Annotated in this window: 3 protein-coding genes and 1 pseudogene; all 4 read right to left on the bottom strand. The window is 58.0% G+C overall.

The window, feature by feature from the left end; genetic code table 11:
• Positions 1 to 200, bottom strand: a pseudogene (gene rpsO / locus ACIPIZ_RS29085) (30S ribosomal protein S15); the annotation flags it as partial.
• Positions 201 to 342: 142 nt separating this feature from the next.
• Positions 343 to 1,260, bottom strand: a complete 918-nt coding sequence (truB, locus tag ACIPIZ_RS29080) for a tRNA pseudouridine(55) synthase TruB (protein ID WP_401168940.1) — start codon at positions 1,258 to 1,260, stop codon at positions 343 to 345.
• A gap of 4 nt (positions 1,261 to 1,264) precedes the next feature.
• Positions 1,265 to 1,666: a 30S ribosome-binding factor RbfA gene (gene rbfA / locus ACIPIZ_RS29075; protein WP_016986495.1), complete on the bottom strand. Its 402-nt coding sequence runs from the start codon at positions 1,664 to 1,666 to the stop codon at positions 1,265 to 1,267.
• Between the two features lie 159 nt (positions 1,667 to 1,825).
• Positions 1,826 to 4,251, bottom strand: a 2,426-nt coding sequence (gene infB / locus ACIPIZ_RS29070) for a translation initiation factor IF-2 (protein ID WP_401168937.1), incomplete at its 5' end; no start/stop codon positions are given.

Here is a 4,251-nt window from a genome sequence, read left to right as displayed (position 1 = left end):
ATCAGCTTGCGACGCTTGTTTACCATGCTGATCAGACCTAGTCGGGAGTGGTGATCTTTACCGTTGGCCTTGAAGTGACCCTGCAGTTTGTTGATGTTGTGGGTCAGCAGTGCAACTTGCACTTCTGGCGAACCAGTGTCACCAACAGCTTGCTGGTAGTCAGCAACGATTTGAGCTTTTTCTTGAACGTCGAGAGCCATGAGGCAATCCTTTTATCAGGAAACTGTTTCAGGGAAACAGTTTCAACAGGCCAGGGACAAATCCCTGTATCTATAAATGAGTCGTGACCGTGCCTGTTAACAGCCACACTCGCCGACCTGCTATTACACAGGCCGGTTCCGGTCATTCTGACCGAATCAAACGACGTGGCGCGATGCGCCCGTCTTCGCTCACTTCACCGATACCGATGAAGCGACCATTGTGATCCTGTACCCGCACCATGCCGAACTTCGGAGCATCCGGAGCACGCACCGGCTGACCGTTGAGCCAGTAGAACGCGCTCGCTTCCGAGAAGTGCAGCAACGGCCATTCGAGCAAGCCGCTGTCCGATGGCATGAGGAAGCGATCAACCGCTTCATTGCCGCCTTCGGCATGTACCGCTTCCAGTTCTTCGAGGGTAACTGTCTGCGCCAGGGTGAAAGGCCCGGCCTGGGTACGACGCAATTCTGCGACGTACGCACCACAACCGAGTTGCTCACCGATATCCTCCACCAGGGTGCGAATATAGGTGCCCTTGCTGCAATCCACCGCAAGACGCGCAGTATCGCCTTCGAAGGCCAGCAATTCCAAGCGCGCAATAGTAACAGAACGCGGTTCGCGCTCCACTACTTCGCCTGCACGAGCCAGCTTGTACAACGGTTGGCCATCACGCTTGAGCGCCGAGTACATCGGCGGTATCTGACTGATTTGCCCACGAAATTTCGGCAAGGCCGCTTCGACATCGGCGCGACCAACGGTCACCGGGCGCTCCTGCAGAACTTCACCCTCGGCGTCTGCCGTGGTGGTGGTCTTGCCCAGTTGCGCCAGGGTTTCATAACCCTTGTCGGAATCGAGCAGGTATTGCGAGAACTTGGTCGCCTCACCGAAGCACAGCGGCAAGACGCCGGTGGCCAGCGGATCCAGACTGCCGGTGTGGCCGGCCTTCTCGGCGTTGAGCAACCAGCGAACCTTCTGCAACGCAGCGTTGGAGGTGAACCCCAACGGCTTGTCGAGCAGGATGATGCCGCTGACGTTACGACGGATACGTTTGACCTGAGCCACCGAATTACTCCTTGGTGTCTTCAGGTTCAGCAACGACCGGGTGCTGATTGTCTTCAGCAACGGCACGCTCGATCAGCGCCGACAAGTGCGCGCCACGGACGACGGATTCGTCGTAGTGGAAGTGCAGTTGCGGCACGCTGCGCAGTTTCATTTCACGGGCCAATTGCATGCGCAGGAAACCTGCAGCGGAATTGAGCACCTTGATGCTTTGCGCGATGTCTTCTGCGTTGTCCTGGCCCATCACGGTGATGAAAATCTTTGCGTGACCGACGTCACGGCTGACTTCCACAGCGGTAATGGTGACCAGACCCACACGTGGATCCTTGACTTCACGACGGATCAGTTGGGCAAGCTCGCGCTGCATCTGATCGCCGATACGTTGGGTACGGCTGTATTCTTTTGCCATGATTTGTTACCTGTTACTGCCCTGCGGCGAAACCCGCAAGGTCTGAAAGCGGCAAACGCCCGGCCTGACAAAAGCCAGACCGGGCGTTGCGTTTAGAGTCCGGGTGATGCGCCGCACGGTTGAGTACGGGCGACCATCACGGCTCCTGAAGTGCGCGAGTTAGAGGCTGCGAGCAACCTGAACCTTCTCGAAGACTTCGATCTTGTCGCCGACTTTAACGTCGTTGTAGCTCTTCACGCCGATACCGCATTCCATGCCGGCACGTACTTCGGAAGCGTCATCCTTGAAGCGGCGCAGGGATTCCAGCTCGCCTTCGAAGATAACGATGTCTTCACGCAGTACACGGATCGGACGGTTACGGTGCACAACACCTTCGATCACCATGCAACCGGCGATCGCGCCAAACTTCGGCGAACGGAACACGTCACGTACTTCGGCCACACCCAGGATGTTCTCGCGAACATCGCTGCCGAGCATGCCGGTCAGGGCTTTCTTGACGTCTTCGATGATGTCGTAGATCACGTTGTAGTAACGCATGTCCAGACCTTCCTGCTCGACGATCTTCCGTGCGCCAGCATCGGCACGCACGTTGAAGCCGAACAGTACAGCGTTCGAAGCCAGTGCCAGGTTAGCGTCGGACTCGGTGATACCACCGACACCGCCACCCACAACGCGCACTTGTACTTCGTCGTTGCCCAGGCCATTCAAGGCACCGTTCAACGCTTCCAGCGAACCACGGACGTCGGATTTGAGGACGATGTTGAGCGTCTTCTTCTCGGCCTGACCCATGTTTTCGAAGATGTTTTCCAGCTTGCCGGCGTGAGCGCGAGCCAGTTTGACTTCGCGGAACTTGCCTTGACGGAACAGAGCCACTTCACGGGCTTTCTTCTCGTCAGCAACCACACTCATCTCGTCGCCAGCGTCCGGGGTACCGTCCAGGCCGAGGATCTCGACAGGGATGGATGGACCGGCTTCCTTGATTGGCTTGCCGTTCTCGTCGAGCATGGCGCGAACGCGGCCATAGTTCGAACCGACCAGGACCATGTCGCCTTGGCGCAGGGTACCGTCTTGAACCAGAACGGTTGCCACCGGGCCACGACCTTTGTCGAGACGTGATTCAACCACAACGCCACGGCCAGGAGCCGACGGAGTCGCTTTCAGTTCGAGAACTTCAGCTTGCAGCAGAACGGCTTCAAGCAGCTCGTCCACGCCGGTACCGACTTTCGCCGAAACCGGAACGAACGGCGTATCACCGCCCCACTCTTCGGAGGTCACGCCGTGAACCGACAGTTCGCTACGGATGCGATCGAGATCAGCGCCCGGCTTGTCGATCTTGTTCACCGCTACAACCAGTGGAACGCCAGCCGCTACTGCGTGCTGAACCGCTTCAATGGTCTGCGGCATCACGCCGTCGTCCGCTGCAACCACCAGAATCACGATGTCAGTCGCCTTGGCACCACGAGCACGCATTGCGGTAAACGCGGCGTGACCCGGGGTGTCGAGGAAGGTGACCATGCCGCGTTCGGTTTCAACGTGGTATGCACCGATGTGCTGGGTGATACCACCGGCTTCGCCAGCAGCAACCTTGGCACGACGGATGTAGTCGAGCAGGGAAGTTTTACCGTGGTCAACGTGGCCCATTACGGTCACGACTGGTGCACGGGAGAACGACTCACCTTCAAACTTCAGGGACTCGGCCAGGGAATCTTCCAGGGCGGTGTCGCTGACCAGGGTCACTTTGTGGCCCAGTTCTTCGGCTACCAGTTGAGCAGTTTCCTGATCAAGCACCTGGTTGATGGTCGCTGGAGTACCCAGTTTGAACATGAACTTGATGATTTCAGCAGCCTTGACCGACATCTGATTGGCGAGATCGCCAACAGTGATGGTCTCGCCGATCTGCACATCACGCACGACAGGGCCGGTTGGGCTCTGGAAACCGTGAGCGTTGCGCTTCTTCAGCTTGGCCTTGCCGCGACCACCGCGACGGAAGCCATCGCTTTCTTCGTCGGTAGTGCGTGGCGCCACGCGTGGAGCCGGCGCTTTTTCTTTGACCGAAGCGCGATGCGGAGCGTTTTTGCGCTCGCCATCACCACCGCCGCTGCGACGATTGTTGTCGTCGGCACGTGGTTTGTCCGGACGGCGCTGTTCGTTCTGCTTGTTGCGAACGTCAGCTGACGGTGCTGGAGCAGCGGCTACCACCGGTGCGCTTTCGCGAACAGGTTCGGCAACTGCAGCCGGCGCCGAAGCGGCGTTGGTAGCGGTTTGCGCAGCAGCAGGCTGGCGACGCGCTTCTTCTTCGGCGCGTTGCTTGGCTTCTTCTTCAGCCTTCTGACGGGCAGCATTTTCTACTGCGCGACGCTCATCCAGTTCACGCTTGCGTTCGGCTTCGATTTCTTCCGGGCTACGCTGTACGAAAACTTTCTTTTTGCGGACTTCTACGCTGATGCTTTTGCTACCAGCCACACGCAGGGTGCTGGTGGTTTTACGCTGCAGCGTGATCTTGCGTGGTTCTTCCACTTTCGCCTTGTGGCTGCTTTTCAAGTGAGTCAGCAGGGACTGCTTCTCACTGTCAGTCTCATTTTCTT

The sequence above is a fragment of the Pseudomonas sp. NPDC087690 genome (assembly GCF_044743175.1).
In the GTDB taxonomy this organism is placed as follows: Bacteria; Pseudomonadota; Gammaproteobacteria; order Pseudomonadales; family Pseudomonadaceae; genus Aquipseudomonas.
This window is presented reverse-complemented; position numbering and strand designations above follow the sequence as displayed.

Excerpts from the sequence above, each read along its gene's own strand:
- rbfA (WP_016986495.1), bottom strand. The coding sequence starts at position 1,666 with ATGGCAAAAGAATACAGCCGTACCCAACGTATCGGCGATCAGATGCAG.